This is a genomic window from Streptomyces sp. 8N114 (assembly GCF_052245835.1).
Taxonomy (GTDB): domain Bacteria; phylum Actinomycetota; class Actinomycetes; order Streptomycetales; family Streptomycetaceae; genus Streptomyces.
Genome location: NZ_JBQQBT010000005.1, coordinates 1 through 16,869, shown reverse-complemented (window position 1 = coordinate 16,869; position 16,869 = coordinate 1). Strand labels below are relative to the sequence as shown.

General features: G+C 72.8%; 17 protein-coding genes. 10 read left to right on the top strand and 7 right to left on the bottom strand.

Annotated features, from left to right (window positions below; all coding sequences use genetic code 11):
• Positions 1-16 precede the first annotated feature (16 nt).
• The 4 genes from ACTWQF_RS13010 to ACTWQF_RS12995 all read right to left on the bottom strand — a co-directional run bounded on the left by ACTWQF_RS13010 (position 17) and on the right by ACTWQF_RS12995 (position 3,187).
• Entirely contained in the window at positions 17-631 is a 615-nt protein-coding gene (locus tag ACTWQF_RS13010) for a suppressor of fused domain protein (RefSeq protein WP_443279503.1), read from the bottom strand.
• 162 nt (positions 632-793) lie between these two features.
• Positions 794-1,675 carry a biotin-dependent carboxyltransferase family protein gene (locus ACTWQF_RS13005; RefSeq protein WP_443279502.1) on the bottom strand — a complete coding sequence of 294 codons (882 nt, stop codon included), beginning with the start codon at positions 1,673-1,675 and terminating at the stop codon, positions 794-796.
• The gene (locus tag ACTWQF_RS13000) at positions 1,665-2,411 is read right to left on the bottom strand and encodes a 5-oxoprolinase subunit B family protein (RefSeq protein ID WP_443279501.1); all 747 of its coding nucleotides are present in this window, start codon (positions 2,409-2,411) and stop codon (positions 1,665-1,667) included. The genes ACTWQF_RS13005 and ACTWQF_RS13000 overlap by 11 nt, the downstream gene beginning before the upstream one ends.
• The gene (locus ACTWQF_RS12995) at positions 2,408-3,187 is read right to left on the bottom strand and encodes a LamB/YcsF family protein (protein ID WP_443279500.1); all 780 of its coding nucleotides are present in this window, start codon (positions 3,185-3,187) and stop codon (positions 2,408-2,410) included. Before ACTWQF_RS12995 ends, ACTWQF_RS13000 begins: the two co-directional genes overlap by 4 nt.
• Before the next feature lie 124 nt (positions 3,188-3,311).
• Here ACTWQF_RS12995 and ACTWQF_RS12990 point away from each other — a divergent pair, with 124 nt between their 5' ends.
• The 5 genes from ACTWQF_RS12990 (at position 3,312) to ACTWQF_RS12970 (ending at position 7,978) form a co-directional block, all read left to right on the top strand.
• A complete protein-coding gene (locus ACTWQF_RS12990; protein ID WP_443279499.1) occupies positions 3,312-4,037 on the top strand; it encodes a GntR family transcriptional regulator in 726 nt (241 codons plus the stop codon).
• Between the two features lie 122 nt (positions 4,038-4,159).
• Positions 4,160-4,945 (top strand): DUF969 domain-containing protein, encoded by a 786-nt coding sequence (locus ACTWQF_RS12985; protein WP_443279498.1) that lies wholly within the window; start codon positions 4,160-4,162, stop codon positions 4,943-4,945.
• Entirely contained in the window at positions 4,942-5,910 is a 969-nt protein-coding gene (locus tag ACTWQF_RS12980) for a DUF979 domain-containing protein (protein WP_443279497.1), read from the top strand. The genes ACTWQF_RS12985 and ACTWQF_RS12980 overlap by 4 nt, the downstream gene beginning before the upstream one ends.
• Before the next feature lie 101 nt (positions 5,911-6,011).
• Complete coding sequence (pcp, locus tag ACTWQF_RS12975) at positions 6,012-6,674, top strand: pyroglutamyl-peptidase I (protein WP_443279496.1); 663 nt, start codon at positions 6,012-6,014, stop codon at positions 6,672-6,674.
• Positions 6,671-7,978 (top strand): DUF2891 domain-containing protein, encoded by a 1,308-nt coding sequence (locus ACTWQF_RS12970; protein ID WP_443279495.1) that lies wholly within the window; start codon positions 6,671-6,673, stop codon positions 7,976-7,978. The genes pcp and ACTWQF_RS12970 overlap by 4 nt, the downstream gene beginning before the upstream one ends.
• Positions 7,979-8,054: 76 nt before the next feature.
• Here ACTWQF_RS12970 and ACTWQF_RS12965 read toward each other — a convergent pair whose 3' ends face one another.
• The 3 genes from ACTWQF_RS12965 to ACTWQF_RS12955 all read right to left on the bottom strand — a co-directional run bounded on the left by ACTWQF_RS12965 (position 8,055) and on the right by ACTWQF_RS12955 (position 10,961).
• Positions 8,055-9,020: an LLM class flavin-dependent oxidoreductase gene (locus ACTWQF_RS12965; RefSeq protein WP_443279494.1), complete on the bottom strand. Its 966-nt coding sequence runs from the start codon at positions 9,018-9,020 to the stop codon at positions 8,055-8,057.
• A 169-nt stretch (positions 9,021-9,189) separates the two neighbouring features.
• The gene (locus tag ACTWQF_RS12960) at positions 9,190-9,423 is read right to left on the bottom strand and encodes a ferredoxin (RefSeq protein ID WP_443279493.1); all 234 of its coding nucleotides are present in this window, start codon (positions 9,421-9,423) and stop codon (positions 9,190-9,192) included.
• Positions 9,424-9,464: 41 nt separating this feature from the next.
• Entirely contained in the window at positions 9,465-10,961 is a 1,497-nt protein-coding gene (locus ACTWQF_RS12955) for an aldehyde dehydrogenase (protein WP_443279492.1), read from the bottom strand.
• Positions 10,962-11,149: 188 nt separating this feature from the next.
• Here ACTWQF_RS12955 and ACTWQF_RS12950 point away from each other — a divergent pair, with 188 nt between their 5' ends.
• From ACTWQF_RS12950 to ACTWQF_RS12930, 5 genes are all read left to right on the top strand, one after another.
• Positions 11,150-12,223, top strand: a complete 1,074-nt coding sequence (locus tag ACTWQF_RS12950) for an MBL fold metallo-hydrolase (protein WP_443279491.1) — start codon at positions 11,150-11,152, stop codon at positions 12,221-12,223.
• A 463-nt stretch (positions 12,224-12,686) separates the two neighbouring features.
• Complete coding sequence (locus ACTWQF_RS12945) at positions 12,687-14,066, top strand: prenyltransferase/squalene oxidase repeat-containing protein (protein WP_443279490.1); 1,380 nt, start codon at positions 12,687-12,689, stop codon at positions 14,064-14,066.
• A 20-nt stretch (positions 14,067-14,086) separates the two neighbouring features.
• The gene (locus ACTWQF_RS12940; RefSeq protein WP_443279489.1) at positions 14,087-14,800 is read left to right on the top strand and encodes an SCO2322 family protein; all 714 of its coding nucleotides are present in this window, start codon (positions 14,087-14,089) and stop codon (positions 14,798-14,800) included.
• Between the two features lie 3 nt (positions 14,801-14,803).
• Positions 14,804-16,156 carry a CbiQ family ECF transporter T component gene (locus tag ACTWQF_RS12935; RefSeq protein ID WP_443279488.1) on the top strand — a complete coding sequence of 451 codons (1,353 nt, stop codon included), beginning with the start codon at positions 14,804-14,806 and terminating at the stop codon, positions 16,154-16,156.
• Positions 16,153-16,869 (top strand): ABC transporter ATP-binding protein (locus ACTWQF_RS12930; RefSeq protein ID WP_443279487.1); only part of this gene is annotated, 717 nt, incomplete at its 3' end. The genes ACTWQF_RS12935 and ACTWQF_RS12930, both read left to right, overlap by 4 nt.

The window sequence follows — 16,869 nt, the reverse complement described above, 5'->3', positions numbered from 1 at the left end:
CACAGCCCCGCGCCCCTTACGGGGCGCAGACGTCGCGGGTGTCGAGCAGGTTGCTGAAGAAGGTCTCGGGTCGGGCGGTCAGGGCCTGTTGGCGTTCGGCTTCGCTGATCGGTACGGCGTTGAGGATCCGTACGGGAGCGGTGCCGGTCTCGATGGTGGCCCGTTGCCCGGCAGTCCAGGGGCCGGCCAGGAAGACGCTGCGGCAGCCGGGGAAGGTGGGGATCTCGTCGGGGAAGCTGACGATTTCTCCCCAGCCCAGCGGCTCACCCCGGGTCCAGGGATACGCGGCCAGGTTCGCGAGCCGCACCGCCAGGCGCTGCTCGTCCGCCGGAGCGACCGGCCCCCGGCGGAAGAGGCGCAGTTCGGCGCGGGCGCCATCCGCGGGTCCGGCGAAGGCGCCCGCGGGCTCGGGACGGGTGCCAGTGGGCTCGGGACGGGGCGGCATCGCGTGGGCGGACATGCCGATCGTCGCGAACGCCGTGGCCCCGTCCGGGCCCGTCGGGTCGTAGAGCATCACGTCGAGCCGCTCGAGGGGTGGCGGGCCGTGGTCGAAGGTGATGCCGTCGCGTTCCTCCCCCCACTCGTCGCGCAGGGCGTGGAAAACGTCACGGAGTATCGGGGGAGCCGGCACGTCCGCGATCCTAGGCCGTTCCGTTGTTCCGGTAAGGGGGTGCCCCTGCCTGAAGCGTGCGGACTGCGCGTGCTCTGTGGCTGAGCGCGCCCACGCGGCGGAGCCGCACATAAGCACAGCCCCGCGCCCCTTACGGGGCGCGCCCTCCATGCCGGGTGCGCATCATCCGCCGGACGCGGTGAAGCGGACCGGGGTGCCGGGGGTGGCCTGCGCGGCGGCGCTCAGCGCTCCGGGCGGGACGACGCCGATGACGGGGTAGCCGCCGGTCGTGGGGTGGTCGGCGAGGAAGATCACGGGCCGCCCTTCGGGGGGTACTTGTATCGCGCCCAGCGGCATTCCCTCGCTCGCCAACTCCCCTTCCCTGGCGCGGGCGAGGGCCGGGCCCTCGGTCCGCAGCCCGATCCGGTTGCTGGCGGCGGACACCCGGTAGGTGCCGGTCACGAGCGTGCGCAGTCCCTCCGCGGTGAACCAGTCGTCCCGCGGCCCATAGCTGACGGGCAGCACCAGTTCGCGCGGGGGCGCCGCCCAGGGCGCCGCGTCGGGAACGGTGCGGCCCGCCGAGGGGAGCGGGGCCGGGGTGCCGAGCGGGAGCACATCCCCGTCGCTCAGCGGGGCCGGGCCGAGCCCGGAGAGCAGATCGGTGGCGCGGCTGCCGAGCACCGGCTCGGCGCCGACTCCTCCGGCGAAGCCCAGATAGGAACGCACCCCATGGGTGGCGGCGCCCACGTCGAGCATCGCACCAGGACGCAGCCGCAGAGGCTGCCCCCAGGGCGCCGGCCGCCCGTCGACCGCCACCCGGCAGGGCGCCCCGGTGACCACCGCGACGGTGGGGCCCAGCGCGCGCACCGTACAGCCGGTGAGGGTGGTCTCCAGCGTCGCGGCGGTCTCGGGGTTGCCGAGCAGCAGGTTGGCGAGGCGGTGCGCGGCCAGGTCGAGCGCGCCCGAGCGGGGCACGCCCAGGTGCGCGTACCCGGGGCGGCCAAGGTCCTGGACGGTGGTGAGCGCACCGGCCCGTACGGTCTCCAGTCCGCCCTCAGTCCGCACGGTCACTCCCTTCGGACGGGGCCCCGGCTCCGTCCGGTGCGTCCGGTGCGTCCAGGGGGACGAAACGGACTCGGGTTCCGGGTGCCAGCAGGGCGGCCGGGGTGCGGTCGGTGTCCCACAGCACGGTCTCGGGGGCCGTCCCGATCAGCTGCCAGCCGCCGGGTGACGAGCGCGGATAGACGCCGGTGTAGGTGCCCGCGAGCCCGACGGCCCCGGCCGGGACCCGGGTGCGCGGGGTGGTGCGCCGGGGCACGTGGTACTGCTCGGCGAGCCCGGTCAGATAGCCGAAGCCCGGTGCGAACCCGCAGAAGGCGACGCGGAAGTCGGTGGCCGCATGCCGACGGGCCACCTCGTCCGGCGTGACCCCCCACAGCGCGGCGACCTCGGCGAGGTCGGGACCGTCATAGCGGACGGGTATCTCGACCGCCTCTTCGTTGCGGCCGGTCAGCGGCGGTACGTGCCAGCCGGGCAGCTCGGCGGCCAGCCGCCGCGCCGCGCCGCTGTCCCCGAACTCGTCGAGCAGCACGGTCCTGGCCCCGGGCACGATCTCCCGTACCGGCGGCAGGCTGCCCTCGGCCCGACGGCGCAGCAGCTCGGCGTGGAGGGCCTCGGTCTGCTCCGCCGTCGCGAGCTCGACCAGCAGGCCCCGGGTCCCCACCGGGCGGACCACGGGCCGGATGGCGGGCCGGATCACGGGAGGGGCGGGGGCGGCCGTCGGGTCGGCCGGAGTGCTCATGTGAAGGCCCGGACCTGTACGCCCGCCGTGGCCAGCTCCTCGCGTACGCGGCGGGCGAGCTGGGCGGCGGCGGGGGTGTCGCCGTGCACGCACAGCGAGCGGGCGCCGGTCGGCAGCACGGTGCCGTCGGCCGCGACGATCTCGCCGTCCCGGGCCAGCCGCACCGACCGCTTGACCACCCGCTCGGGGTCGTGGAGCACGGCGCCCGGCTCGGAGCGCGGCACCAGCGTGCCGTCGGGCCGGTAGGCGCGGTCGGCGAACGCCTCCTCGACCGTGGGCAGCCCGGCAGCAGCCGCAGCCGCCAGCAGCCGGGAGCCCGGCAGCCCGAGCACGGGCAGCCCTCCTCCGTCGCCGGTCGCGGCGCCGGACAGCTGGACGCCCGCCACGACGGCGGCTGCCTGCTCCGCGTCGTGCACGGCGCGGTTGTACAGGGCGCCGTGCGGTTTGACATAGGCGACCGCCGAACCGGCCGCGCGGGCGAAGATCTCCAGGGCCCCGATCTGGTACGCCACTTCGGCGGCCAGCTCGGCGGCGGGTACGTCCATGGCCCGGCGGCCGAAGCCGGCCAGGTCCCGGTAGGAGACCTGCGCCCCGATGCGGACGCCGCGCTCGGCGGCCAGCTCGCAGACGCGGCGCATGGTGAGAGGGTCGCCGGCGTGGAAGCCGCAGGCGACATTGGCACTGGTGACCGAGGCGAGCAGGGCCTCGTCGTCGGTGAGCTGCCAGCGGCCGAAGCCCTCACCGAGGTCGGCGTTAAGGTCGATCTTCCGGTCCATCAGCAGCAACGTAAGCGATTGTTGAACAATCCGGCAAGAGTCCCCGGCGACCTCGCACTTCGCGGGCGCCGTTCTCCTGCCGCACCGGGCCCGGCCGGCGCCCGCTCACCCAAGGGAGACCACGATGACCGCCGACCCGTCCGCCGCCCTCTCGGAGCTCGCCGCCGACCGGTCGCTGCTCGGGCGCACGAGCACGGCCGAGCGCGTCGCGGCCATCCTGCGCGAGCGGATCGCCCAGGGCTCCTTCCCACCCGGCATCCGGCTCTCCGAGGAGCGGATCTGCGGCGCCCTGGGAGTCTCCCGCAACACGCTGCGGGAGGCGTTCCGGCTGCTGACCCACGAGCGGCTGCTCGTCCACCGGCTCAACAGGGGCACCTTCGTCCGCGTACTGACCGATACCGACATCCGCGACATCTACCGCGTACGACGCCTGGTCGAGTGCGCCGCCGTGCGCGGGCTGGGTGAGCCGCCGTACGACGTGACGGAGGTACGGGCGGCCGTCTCGGCGGGCGAGAAGGCCGCGGCCGGCGGGCAGTGGCAGGAGTGCTCCACCGCGAACATCCGCTTCCACCAGGCGCTGGTCGCACTGGCCGGGAGCGCCCGTACGGACGAGATGATGCGCGGCGTGCTGGCCGAACTGCGGCTCGCCTTCCACATCATGGGCGACCTGCGGCGCTTCCACGACCCGTATCTGGCCCGCAACCAGGAGATCGTCCGGGCCCTGGAGGCGGGCGACGCGGCGGGCGCGGAGCGGCTGCTCGACGCCTACCTGGAGGACTCGCTGCGGCAGCTGCTGGACGCGTACCCGGAGGAGGCGGCCGCCGAATCACGTCACCCCCCAGAGCGGTGACGTCTACACAGGGAGCGTGACGGCGGGCCGGGATTTCCGCATGAGTGAGGTGCCTCACTCTTGTCGGATCGTTCAACAATCCTCTAGCCTCCCGAGGAATTCGCTCACGGAAGGCGGACGACATGATCGTTCTCCTCGGCGTCCTCGTAGTGGTCCTCGGCTTCGCGACGCGCCGCAACCCCCTGCTCGTCGTCGGCGTGGCGGGGATCGTCACCGGACTGCTGGGCAAGCTCTCCCCCGTCGAGATCCTCAAGACCTTCGGCGAAAGCTTCGCGTCCAGCCGCTCGGTGACCATCTTCGCCATCACGCTGCCCGTCATCGGCCTGCTGGAGCGCAACGGCCTCCAGCAACAGGCCCGTACGCTCATCGGCAAGCTCGGCAACAAACTCACCACAGGGCGTTTCCTGACCCTGTATCTGCTGCTGCGGCAGGTCACGGCCGCCGTGGGGCTGCAGACCATCGGCGGGCCCGCGCAGAGCGTCCGCCCCATGATCGCGCCGATGGCGGAGGCTGCCACCGAACGCCGCTGGGGGCACCTCCCAGCGGTAGCTGGGGGAGGTGGGCGGCCACTGCCCGAGAAGGTCCGCGAGAAGGTCCGCTCGCACGCCGCCGGCACCGACACCGTGGGGCTGTTCTTCGGCGAGGACTGCTTCCTCGCCATCGGCTCCATCCTGCTGATCACCGGCTTCGTCAACAGCACCTACGACACACACCTGGAACCGCTGCACCTCGCACTGTGGGCGATACCCACCGCCGTATGCGCCTTCTTCGTCCACGGCGGCCGGCTGCTGCGGCTGGACCGCACGCTGGAGCGCGAACTGGTCACCGCGAACGCGCAGCTGGCCGTCGAGCGGGAGGACGCGCTGGACCGCAGCGCCCGTAGCGAGGAAGGCGGGGCTGCCAAGTGATCAAGTCCGAGTGGTTCTTCTGGCTCGTCGGTGCCGTCTTCCTCGCCATGGCGGCGCAGATGGTCTTCGACCGCAGCAACCCCAAACGGCACGGCACCGCCGCCTTCTGGGGCCTGCTGGGCCTGTGCTTCTTCTACAGCACCTGGGTCAACGAGAAGTCCCTGCCCGCCGAGCCGCTGGGCGTGGCCGTCCTCGTCCTCATCTGCCTCGGCGGCTTCAACCTCACCGGCAAGGGCAAGCCCGACACCACCAGCGAGAGCGAACGCACCCGGCTCGCCGCCCGCTTCGGCGGCAAGCTGTTCATCCCCGCGCTGACCATTCCGCTGTTCGCCATGGTGTGCGCCGTACTCGTCGACAAGTGGAAGATCGGCGGTACCCCGCTGCTGGAGGAGGGCAGCGAGACCATCCTCGGCCTCGGTCTGGGCGCCATCGTGGCGCTGGGCGTGGGCATGTGGGTGCTGCGCGAACGCCGGGTGACCGTACCGCTGCACGCCGGGCGCGGACTGCTGGAGTCGATGGGCTGGGCGCTGCTGCTGCCCCAGCTGCTGGCCGTGCTGGGGGCCATCTTCCAGACGGCGGGCGTCGGCACCCAGGTACGGAAGATCACCGAGTCGGTGCTGCCCGACGGGCAGAAGCTGGCCGCTGTGGCGCTGTACTGCGTCGGCATGGCCGTCTTCACCATGATCATGGGCAACGCCTTCGCCGCCTTCCCTGTCATGACCGCCGCCGTCGGCTGGCCGGTGCTGATCGAGCAGCTGAACGGTGACCCCGCCGCCGTGCTCGCCGTCGGCATGCTCGCCGGGTTCTGCGGCACGCTGTGCACCCCGATGGCGGCCAACTTCAACCTCGTCCCCGCCGCGCTGCTCGAACTCAAGGACCAGTACGGGCCGATCAAGGCCCAGGTGCCGACCGCGGGCGTCGTGCTGGGCTGCAACATCCTCATCATCTATCTCTTCGCGTTCTAAGAGCCCCGGCCCCGGGGCACCCGGCATACCCGGCGCACCCGGCGCACCCGGCCGTCCGGCGAACGCCCCGGGCCACGATCGTCAAGCGGAGCTGAATGCGCATGTCTTCCGTCAAGGTGCTGGTCACCGGGTTCGCGCCGTTCGACGGTGCGGAGGTCAACCCGTCCTGGCAGGCCGCCGAACTGCTCGCCGCCCGGCCCCCGGCCGGACTCGACATCAGCGCCGTACAGCTGAGCTGCGTCTTCGGCACCGCGCTCGACGAACTGCGGACCGCGGTGGACGCCGCCGGGCAGGGGCTGGAACTGGTCGTCTGCCTGGGGCAGGCGGGCGGGCGCCCCGACCTCACCGTTGAACGCGTCGCCATCAACGTGGACGACGCGCGGATACCCGACAACGCGGGCCGGCAGCCCGTGGACGAGCCCGTCGTCCCCGGCGGTCCCGCCGCGTACTTCAGCACCCTGCCGGTCAAGGCGTGCGTCGCCGCAGCCCGCGACGCCGGGGTCCCCGCCTCGGTCTCGCAGACGGCCGGCACCTTCGTGTGCAACCACGTCTTCTACGGACTCGCCCACCTGCTCGCCACCGAACGGCCCGGCGTGCGGGGCGGCTTCGTCCATGTCCCGTACTCCACGCAACAGGTGGCGGACCGCCATCCGGCACCGCCCTCGCTGTCCGTACCCGACGCCGTACGCGGCCTGGCCGCCCTGCTGACCGCCGCCGCCCACACCACCACCGATCTCCGCGAACCGGGAGGGGCCACACATTGAGCCTCCTTGCGCTTACGGAGCGCGCCGCGCGGTTCGCCGAGGTGGCGCTCGCCAACATCACCCGCGAGTACCCGAACGCTCCCGCCCATCTGCTCGCGGGGCCCGCAGAGCTCGTTCCGCCACGGGTGCTCCATCCCGCGTTCTACGGCGCCTACGACTGGCACTCGTCCGTCCATATGCACTGGCTGCTCCTGCGACTGCTGCGAATCCCCTGGCGGGGGGAGTTGCGGGAGGGGGAGCCGCGGGAGGGGGAGCGGTGGGAGGGGGAGCGGTGGGAGGGGGAACTGCGGGAGGGACAGCCGCGGGAGGGGGAGAGGGAGAGGGAGCTGCGAGAGGGGCGCACCGCAGTGGTGCGTACGCTGCACTCTCATCTGACCCCTGAGGCCCTCGCCACCGAGACCGCTTACCTCCGCGCCCACCCCTTCTTCGAGCGGCCCTACGGCTGGGCCTGGCTACTGGCGCTCACAAGCGAGAGCAGCGCTCTGCTTTCGGAGCACGAGGGGGCGGCGTACGGGGAGGGGAAGGGAGCGGCGCTCGGGGGCGAGAGCAGCGCTCTGCTTTCGGAGCAGGCGGCGAAGGGAGCGGCGCTCGCGGGTGAGAGCGGTGCTCCCATACCGGAGCACGCAGCAACGGGAGTGGCGCCCGCAGTTGAGAGCGGTGCTCTCGAAATGGTGCGGCAGTGGCGTGCCGCACTGGCCCCCGCAGCCGAAGCGGTCACCGAACTGGTGCTGGCCTGGCTGCCGAAGGCGACCTACCCCGTTCGGCACGGTACGCACGCGAACAGCGCGTTCGCGCTCGGTGTCTTCCTCGACAGCGCCGAACGCGCGGGCCAGCAGCGGCTGGTGGGGCCGGTGGTGGCGAAGATCCACGAGTGGTACGTCCCCGACCACGGCGCCGCCACCCGGTGGGAGCCGTCGGGGCAGGACTTTCTCTCCCCGCTGCTCTGCGAGGCGGACGCGGTGCGCCGGGTGCTGCCGCAGGGGGAGTTCGCCGAATGGCTGGAGCGGTTCCTGCCCGAGTTGGACGGCACCGGCGGACCGGAGTTCCTGCCCCCACCGCGGGTGTCGGACCCGGCCGACCCGCAGCTCGGGCATCTGCTCGGCCTCTGCTTGAGCCGGGCCGCGGCGCTGCGCGGTATCGCCGGAGCGCTCCCGTCCGACGACCCGCGCGTCGCCACCCTCACCACTGCGGCCGAGGCCAACCTGGCGGCGGGACTGCCGGCCACCACCTCGGGCGACTTCACCACGGACCACTGGCTCGCGACGTTCGCCACGCTCGCGTTGGGCGGCGGGGTCGCCGCCTGACGGGAGGGCGGGCGGGGTCGCCGCCTGACGGGAGGGCGGGCGGGGTCGCCGCCTGATGGCAGGGCCCGGGCGGGATTCAGCGCAGCAGGGGGGTGACCTCCTGGGCGGCGAAGCGGACGAACGACTCCGGGTCGGGTTCGTCCGCCGTGGGCTGGAGGATGACGGTGTCGGCGCCGGCCTCCAGGGCCGCACGGACCGCCTCCGCCACCGTCGCGGCGTCCCCTGCGACGCCGGGCCCGGTGGCGGGGTCGTGGCCCTCGCGGGCGAGTTCGGCCCGGAGCCGGGCTGCGGCGTCGGGGCCGGTGGCGGTGTTGAGGTAGTGGACGACCTGGTGGCGGTCGGTGCGTCCGGCCGCCGCACGCCCCTCGTCGATGAGCTGACGCGCCCGGCGGATGCCCGCGAGGGAGGTGTTGGCGTCGAGCACCGTACCGTCCGCCGCCTCGCCGCTGAGCCGCAGTGAACGCGGGCCGCGCGCCCCCGCGAACACCGCCGTGTCCGCGGCAGCGACCGATTCCGGGGCAGCGGCCGATTCCGCGGCAGCGGCCGTAGTCGGATCCGCCTCGGTGGGCCGGGCGAGCGGCGGCCAGTCCAGGGCGACGCCGTCCAGCCGCACATACCGGCCCTGGGTCGTGACCTGTTCCCCGCGCAGCAACGCCCGCATGGCGTCGAGGTGTTCGCGTAGCAGGGTGACCGGCGATTCGGCGCGTGCTCCGACCTGGCCCATCCAGTCCTGTACGCCGTGGCCGAGCCCGACCGCGAACCGGCCGGGGAAGAGGCGGCGCAGCGTGGCCGTCTCCATGGTGGTCAGCGCTACGTTGCGCAGCGGGACGGGCAGCAGTCCGACGCCCACCCGCAGCCGTTCGGTCCAGGCCAGGGCGGCGGCGGCCGTGGCGATGCCGCTCTCCAAGAAGCAGTCCTCCCACAGCCACAGCTGCTCCAGCCCCGCCTCGTCGGCGGCGCGCACGACGCTCCGTAGCCGTTCGGGCGGCAACTGCGGCCGGAAGACGGCACCGAGGGAACCGACAGCACCAAAAGATGTCATACGGCTGTTCCTACCCCGCCGCAGGCGCCCTCGGCAACGGAATACCTCCCGCCACTTCCGGCCCTGGCTCCCCCGGTCGCTCCGCCGGTCACTCCGCCGTCACTCCCCCAGGCACTTCACCTGCTGCTCCACCTGTCGCCCCGCCCGTGACTCCCCTCTCCCCCACCCGTCATTCCTCCGGTGGGAAGACTGGTTCGCCCGTCTCTGCGAGGGTGATGGAGATGGCCTCGGCGGGGCAGCTCTCGGCGGCGCTCAGCACCTCTTCGCAGGGTTCGCGGTCGGGCGTGACGGGGCGGGACTGGCGGGCGGCATCCAGCCGGAACTCCTCCGGCGCACCGCCCACGCACATCCCCGACCCGATGCACAGTTCCCGGTCCACCTCGACGTGCCAGCGGTCAGCCATCGGCCCTTCTCTCCTCCCACGCACCTCTCCCGGGGCAGGGCTCACGCCTCCGCGGGCAGGTGGATCATCTTGTGCTCCAGGTACTCGGCGTAGCCCTCGGGGCCGAACTCGCGGCCGATGCCGGAGTTCTTGTAGCCGCCGAAGGGCCCGAGCATGTCGAGGCTGAAGGTGTTGACGGAGTAGGTGCCGGTGCGGACACGGCGGGCGACGTCGATGCCGTGTTCGGTGTCGGCGGTCCATACGCTGCCGGAGAGGCCGTAGTCGGAGTCGTTGGCGATACGGACCGCCTGCTCCTCGTCCTCGTACGGCAGCAGACAGATGACGGGGCCGAAGATCTCCTCGCGGGCGATGCGCATGGAGTTGTCGACGTCGCCGAAGAGGGTGGGTTCGACATACCAGCCGGTCGGCATGGACTCCGGCCGGCCGCCGCCCGCGAGCACCTTGGCGCCCTCCTCCTGGCCGAGGGCGATGTAGTCGAGGGAGCGGCGGCGCTGGCGTTCGGCGACCAGGGGGCCGACCTCGGTGGCGGGGTCGAGCGGGTCACCGACGGTCAGCGCGTCGGCGGCGGCCTTGAAGCGTTCGGCGATCTCGTCGTAGTGGCTGCGCGGCGCGAGAATGCGGGTCTGGGCGACGCACGCCTGGCCGTTGATCATCCAGGCGAACGGGGTGATGCCGGCGACCGCCGCGTCCAGGTCGGCGTCGGGCAGGATGACGGCGGCCGACTTGCCCCCCAGCTCCAGGGTGACGCGCGTCAGATTGCGGGAGGCCACCTCCATCACCCGCTTGCCGGCGGCCACGGAGCCGGTGAAGGACACCTTGTCGACGCCCGGGTGCCCGACGAGGTACTCGCTCACCTCGCGGTCGGCGGGGAGGATCGACAGCACGCCCGGGGGCAGCCCGGCCTCATCGGCGATCTCGGCCAGCAGATAGGCGTCCAGCGGGGTCTCAGGCGAGACCTTCAGGATTGCCGAACAGCCGGACAGCAGCGCGGGTGCCAGCTTCGCGGCGGCGGTGAACTGGGGCACGTTCCACGGCACCACCGCCGCCACCACGCCCACCGGCTCCCGGCGCACCAGCAGCGGGCCGAGCACCCCGGCCCGGTGTTCCTCGTACGGGAATTCCGCGGCGATCTTGAGTGCGGCGTCCCACACCATCATCGCGGCGAGGGACTGGACCAGGACGGCCGAGGTGCAGGGGGTGCCGTTCTGGGCGCTGATGACCTTGGCGATCTCCTCGCTGCGTACGGCGAACGCATCCTTGATGCGGGTGACGGTCTCGATCCGTTCGGCAAGCGGGCGGTCGGCCCACACCCCGGAGTCGAAGGACTCGCGGGCGGCGCGTACGGCGCGGTCGACGTCCTCGCGTGCGGCGTGCGGAACGCGGCCGATGGGCTGTTCGGTGTGCGGGGAGACCACCTCGATGGTCCGGTCGCCGGCCGGGTCGGTGAAGGTGCCGCCGATGTAGAGCTGCCGGTGGTCGGCGAAGGCGATGCCGCCGCTTCCGCCGGGGCCTTCGGAGTTGCTGGGGTTGTCCGTCATGACCGTGCCCTCCCTCTCCCGCCCGCCTGCGACAGCTGCGGGGCTGTGGCGCCCGACACTTAGCTGACAGCGCATCAGAACTAGTACCAGTTCTAGTTCTAGGGGACAATGCCTCTGCCGGACCGCCGGCCCGAAGGCGGCGCGGCCGTCGCACCCGCGCACGGAACCGGGAGGGGGAGCCGCCGCCCATGACGAACGGACCGCAGGCCGACGACCACGGACCGCGGGTCACCGACCACGGGGGCGGGATCTGGAGCATCCCCGTACCCATCCCGGACAACCCCCTCGGGCACACCCTCGTCCATGTGATCGAGACGGACGCGGGCCCCGTACTGGTGGACACCGGCTGGGACGACCCCGCCTCCTGGCAGACCCTCACCGACGGGCTCGCCGCATGCGGTACCTCCGTAGCGGCGCTGCACGGTGTGCTCGTCACCCACCACCACCCCGACCACCATGGCCTGTCGGCACGGGTACGGGAGGAGTCGGGCGCCTGGATCGCCATGCACGCGGCGGACGCCGCCGTCGTCCGCCGCACCCGCAGCTCGGACCGGAGTCAGTGGCTCGGCTACCTCGCCGAGAAGCTCGCCGCGGCCGGCGCCCCGGACGCGCATACGGCGCCGCTGCGCACGGCCCTCGCGGAGGGCCGGGGCCGGACGCTGCCGGGAGCGCGGGCCGCCCTGCCCGACCGGGAGATCGAGCCGAACGAACTGCTCGCCCTGCCGGGGCGGCGGCTGCGCGCGGTCTGGACCCCCGGACACACCCCGGGGCATGTGTGTCTGCACCTGGAGGAGCAGCACCCGGGCCGTTCCGGCGGGGGCGGGCGGCTGTTCTCCGGCGACCATCTGCTGCCGACGATCAGCCCGCACATCGGCCTGTACGAGGACCCGGACAGCGACGAGATCACCGATCCGCTCGGCGACTACCTCGACTCCCTGGAACGGATCGCCAGGCTGCGGCCCGCCGAGGTACTGCCCGCGCACCAGTACGCGTTCACGGATGCGCAGGCCCGCGTGGACGAGCTCACCGCTCACCATGCGGAGCGGCTCTCCGACCTGAGAGCACTGCTCTCGGATCGCGACCTCACTCCCTGGCAGCTCGCCGAGACCATGCGCTGGAACCGCCCCTGGGAGGAGATCCCGTTCGGCTCCCGCAACATCGCCGTGGCCGAGGCCGAGGCCCACCTGCGCCACCTGGTCAAGCTCGGCCACGCGGAGGCCGTCCCCGCCAGCACCCCGGTCACGTACCGCGCCACCGACTGACAGCGGCAGCGGCGGCGACACCGGCAGCAACAACGACAACGACAACGACAGCGGCACCGGCACCGGCACCGGCGGACGAAGCGGGACCGGGCCGACGGAACGGCCGGGTGGGCGATCCGGCTACAGTGGCCGACAGCCAGACAACGCCTCCGACCGGGGGAAGCCGGTGCAAATCCGACGCTGACCCGCAACCGTGAGCGGCCCGCCACACCGTCGCCGTACGTCGGCCGCGGTCGCATCCCGCGACCCGGCGCACGCGCACGGAGCAGCAGACCGCAAGCCGGAGCACCCGGGCGGAGGTGGGCTCCTGTGGCCGAACCAGGCCACCGGCCCGTCGAGGTATACGGAGCCGAGCCCGGTGCACCGCGGTGCGGGGCCGCGAACGCGCGAGTCCCGACGGCGAGGCGGCCGTGCCCGGCTGCGGTCCGCCCCCGTCACCTCCCGTCACCGAAAGGCACTCGCAATGTCACCGCGCCGCCGCCGCGCCACGGTCCTCGCCGCCGCCACCGTGCTGTGCGGGACAGCCGCACCCGTGGCATCTGCCACCCCGTCCCTGGGATCCGCCACCGCGGCATCCGCCACCGCGCCCGCAGCCACCGTCGCCGCCCAGCCGTCCAAGCCGTCCAAGCTGCCGGACGGGCTCTACGGGACGGCAGACCCCAAGTACGACGGCGTGTGGCGGCAGTCGATGGCACTGCTCGCGCTGGACGGCACCGGTGCCGTGCCTGCGAAGAAGGCCGTGGACTGGCTCGCCGAACAGCAGTGCGCCGACGGCTCGTTCACCGCGTACCGCGCCGACACCGGGAAGAAATGCGACCCGGACTCGACCCCCTCCGACACCAACGCGACCGCCCTCGCAGTCCAGGCGCTCGCCGCGGTCGGCGGCCGGAGCGACGTGATACGGGAGGCCGTGGAGTGGCTCACCTCGGTCCAGAGCAAGGACGGCGGCTGGGGCAGCGCACCGCACGCCGCCTCCGACGCCAACTCCACCTCACTGGTCATCGGCGCCCTCCACGCCGTGGGCAAGGACCCGGCGAAGTCCACAGCGCAGGGCGGCGATTCCCCGTACGACGCGCTGCTCTCCTTCCAGCTCACCTGCGGCTCCAAGGGCATCGATGAGGCCCCCGGCCAGCAGGGTGCCTTCGCCTACCAGCCGGACAAGAAGGGCAGGCTCGCCCCGAACGACGACGCCACTGCCGCCGCCTCGCTCGCCGCGCTGGGCGAGGGCGCGTTGCCCGAGCCGTTGGGCAAGAAGGGCAAGGACGGCAAGGACGGCAAGGACAAGCCGGTCGAGCCGCTGAAGTGTGCCTCGGGCGGGGACGAGAAGAGCGGCAACGGTGTCCCGGGTGGGCGTAAGGCGGCGGCCGGCGCAGGGGCCGCATATCTGGCCGGCACGCTGAAGAAGAACGGCGGCCACTTCAGCTCGGTGATGAGCGGCGCCAAGGAACAGCCCGACTTCGCGAACACCGCGGACGCCGTTGTCGCACTGGCCGCGGGCGGCCACCGCAAACCGGCAGAGTTCTCCCTGAACTGGCTCGCGAAGAACCTCGACAAGTGGGACAAGTCCAAGAACGACCCGGCCGCCATCAGCTCCCTGATGCTCGCCTCCCGAGCGGCAGGCGGCGACCCCACCGAGCTCGGCGGCACCGACCTCCTCTCCCGCCTCAACCACACCGGCCCGAAGCCCGCCAAGATGCCGACCGACAACGCCGGCTCCTCGTCCTCCGACAAGAAGGATGACGGCACCACCATCCCCGTCTGGGCCTTCATCCTGGTCGGCCTCGCCGTCGGCGTCGGCTTCGGCATCCTGCTGAGCGGCCGCCGCAAGAGGCAGCAGCTGTGAGGGCCCGGACACGGACGTCCATGAGCGTGTCGGCCGCCGCCTTCGCGGCGCTCGCTCTGTTCCCGGCCACCCTGGCCACCCCGGCAAGCGCGTCCGCCGTTCGGCACCCTGCCGCCGACGCGGACGGCTACCGCTACTGGTCGTTCTGGCAGCAGAAGGAGAACGGTTCCTGGTCGTACGCCACCGAAGGACCGGCCACTCAGCGCCCCGAGGACGGTGACACCCTCGGCTTCCGGTTCGCTCTGAGCGAGAACTCCCAGCAGGCCGACAAACCGCGCGGCACCGTCACCTTCGCCGACGCCTGCGCGAAGACAGCAGCCAAGGCGGACAGCAAACGGGTCGCCGTCCGCATCGACTTCGGCACCCGCACCGACGCCCCCAAGGGCGAGCCCAAGACCCCGCCCGCTCCCCGTACCGGCTGCGCGCGCATATCTGAGAACGGCACCGCAGCCGACGCCCTCGCCAAGGTCGCCACCCCGCTGCGCTACAACTCCCAGGCCCTGCTGTGCGCCATCGACCACTACCCCGCCAAGGGGTGCGGCGAGCAGGCGAAAGGCGATGGCGGAAACGGCGGCAGCGGAACCGCGAAACGGGACGGGAGCGCTGGGAGCGAGGACAGCAAGGACCGCCAGGGGGAGGGCATATCGACGGGGCTGGGCCTGACAGCGGGCATCGCGGCCGTGGCGATCCTCGGTGCCGCGGCACTGTGGCAGGCGCGCCGCCGAAGGCAATAACTGATGCACCGCTCCACATCGAGAGCACTGCTCACCAAGAGAACGGCGGCCGGGGCCGGGACCCGGGCCGGGGCGGTGCGCCGCTCTCTTCCGAGAGCACCGCTCTCGACCCGCAGCACCGCTCTGCACCCGGGCGCGTGGTGGCTCTGGGCCCTGGGCCTGGCCACCGCTGCCTCCCGCACCACCAACCCCCTTCTCCTCGCCCTACTGATCGCGGTGGCGGGCTACGTCGTCGCCGTACGCCGCACCGACGCGCCCTGGGCCCGCTCCTACACCGCGTTCCTCAAGCTGGGCATCCTCGTACTCGCCATCCGCCTCGTCTTCGCGTTCTTCCTCGGCTCCCCCATCCCCGGCAGCCATGTGCTCGCCGAACTGCCCGAGGTGCCGCTGCCCGAGTGGGCCCGTGGCGTACGGATCGGCGGGCGCGTCACGGCGGAGGGCATGGTCTTCGCGCTGTACGACGGGCTCAAACTGGCGACCCTGCTCGTCTGCGTCGGCGCCGCGAACGCGCTCGCCAACCCCGCGCGGCTGCTCAAATCCCTGCCCGGTGCGCTCTACGAGGCGGGAGTCGCGGTGGTGGTGGCGATGACGTTCGCCCCCAACCTCGTCGCCGACGTACGACGACTACGGGCGGCCCGCCGACTGCGGGGACGCGCCGACCGCGGGCTGCGCGGCTTCCTGCAGGTCGGACTGCCGGTGCTGGAAGGCGCGTTGGAGCGCTCGGTGGCGCTCGCGGCAGCGATGGACGCGCGCGGTTACGGCCGCACGGCGCAGGTACCGGCCGCCGTACGCCGTATCACCACGGCGCTGACCCTCGGCGGACTGCTCGGTGTGTGCGCGGGAACGTACGGTCTGCTGGCTGCCGAAGGCGCGGGCTTCGGCCTGCCCGTACTGCTGACAGGACTGGCCCTCGCCATGGCCGGACTCTGGCTGGGCGGCAAGCGGGCGGCCCGCACCCGTTACCGGCCCGACCGCTGGGGGACACGCGCCTGGCTGGTCTCGGCGTCCGGCGCCGCCGTCGCGGCACTGATGATCGCAGCCGCCGACGCCCTTCCCGAACCACTGAACCCCCCGGCCGTACCGCTCACCGCGCCCCGTCTCCCTCTCTGGCCGGCCGCCGCTGTCCTCCTCGGCCTCCTCCCCGCGTTCCTCGCCCCGGCGCCGGCCCGCTCCCCGGAGTCGGCCCCGGCACCGGGCTTGGCACCGGCACCGGACCTGGCACCGGCATCCGCATCGGCCGGTGAACCCCAGCTGCACGCCAGGGGGATCGGGAACAAGGAGGGGGAGGGCGGGCCCCGGTCCCGTTCCGCGCGGGGGCTGCGGGGCCGACAGTACGACGAGGAGAGTCCGCAGTGATCACCTTCGAACAGGTCACCGTCGTCCACGACGGCGCGGCGGCCCCAGCCCTCCCCGTGGTGAACGCCCATATCCCGGAGGGCGAACTGTGTCTGCTCATCGGGCCGAGCGGAGCGGGCAAGTCCACGCTGCTGGGCACCGTCCCGGGTCTGGTCCCGCACTTCACCGGCGGCACCCTGCACGGCCGGGTGACCGTGGCGGGCCGTGACACCCGTACCCACAAGCCCCGCGAACTCGCCGACATCGTGGGCACCGTGGGCCAGGACCCGCTCGCCCACTTCGTCACCGACACGGTCGAGGACGAACTGGCCTACGGCATGGAGTCCCTGGGCCTTCCCCCGGGCACCATGCGCCGCCGCGTCGAGGAGACCCTCGACCTGCTCGGCCTCAACGAACTCCGGGACCGGCCCATCGCCTCCCTCTCCGGCGGCCAGCAACAGCGCGTTGCCATCGGCTCCGTACTCACCCCGCACCCCAAGGTCCTCGTACTCGACGAACCCACCTCCGCGCTGGACCCGCCCGCCGCCGAGGAAGTGCTGGCCGTCCTCCAACGGCTGGTCCATGACCTGGGCACCACTGTCCTGATGGCCGAACACCGGCTGGAGCGCGTCGTGCAGTACGCGGACCAAGTGCTGCTGCTGGCCCCGGAGGGCGAGGGGGCCGTGGCCGGAGTTCCAGGGCACTCCCCGGGGGGTTCCCCCTCCCCTCCCCCT